A 1,268-nucleotide genomic window follows, 5' to 3' on the forward strand; every position below is an offset into this window, starting at 1 on the left:
AATCGATGGGTAATGATTGTATGTATCAACAAACAAGCAACAACGTTGTACTTTCTTATCCCTGTAGCGCTCTTTTCGTTTGAAAGAATGAAGAGGCTAACGTTATAGGGACAAGCGAATAAGTGCACATGGTGGATGCCTTGGCGATTACAGGCGATGAAGGACGTAGTAGCTTGCGATAAGCTGCGGGGAGTGAGCAAACACACTTTGATCCGCAGATTTCCGAATGGGGCAACCCACCCTTTTAGGGTATTGCATACTGAATACATAGGTATGCAAGGCGAACGCGGCGAACTGAAACATCTAAGTAGCTGCAGGAAAAGAAATCAACCGAGATTCCCAAAGTAGCGGCGAGCGAAATGGGAAGAGCCTGTACGTGATAGTCGGACCGATAACAGAATCCTCTGGAAATAGGAGCCATAGTGGGTGATAGCCCCGTATGTGAAATCGGACCGGTGATACTAAGCGTACGACAAGTAGGGCGGGACACGTGACATCCTGTCTGAATATGGGGGGACCATCCTCCAAGGCTAAATACTCGTAATCGACCGATAGTGAACCAGTACCGTGAGGGAAAGGCGAAAAGAACCCCGGAAGGGGAGTGAAATAGATCCTGAAACCGTGTGCATACAAACAGTAGGAGCGGACTTGTTCCGTGACTGCGTACCTTTTGTATAATGGGTCAGCGACTTACATTCAGTGGCAAGGTTAACCGAATAGGGAAGCCGTAGAGAAATCGAGTCCGAATAGGGCGATCAGTCGCTGGGTGTAGACCCGAAACCAAGTGATCTACTCATGGCCAGGATGAAGGTGCGGTAACACGCCCTGGAGGTCCGAACCCACTAATGTTGAAAAATTAGGGGATGAGCTGTGGGTAGGGGTGAAAGGCTAAACAAACTTGGAAATAGCTGGTTCTCTCCGAAAACTATTTAGGTAGTGCCTCAAGTATCACCATCGGGGGTAGAGCACTGTTATGGCTAGGGGGTCATTGCGACTTACCAAACCATTGCAAACTCCGAATACCGATGAGTGCGAGCTTGGGAGACAGACGTCGGGTGCTAACGTCCGGCGTCAAGAGGGAAACAACCCAGACCGCCAGCTAAGGTCCCAAAGATTGGCTAAGTGGAAAACGAAGTGGGAAGGCTAAAACAGTCAGGATGTTGGCTTAGAAGCAGCCATCATTTAAAGAAAGCGTAATAGCTCACTGATCGAGTCGTCCTGCGCGGAAGATGTAACGGGGCTAAGCCAGTCACCGAAGCTGCGGATAT

Annotated in this window: 1 rRNA gene; it reads left to right on the top strand. The window is 49.3% G+C overall.

The features are described from left to right. Positions 1 to 108 precede the first annotated feature (108 nt). Positions 109 to 1,268 (top strand): 23S ribosomal RNA (locus tag AC54AF_RS27050); the annotation flags it as partial.

The sequence above is a fragment of the Janthinobacterium sp. JF4 genome, assembly GCF_059617925.1.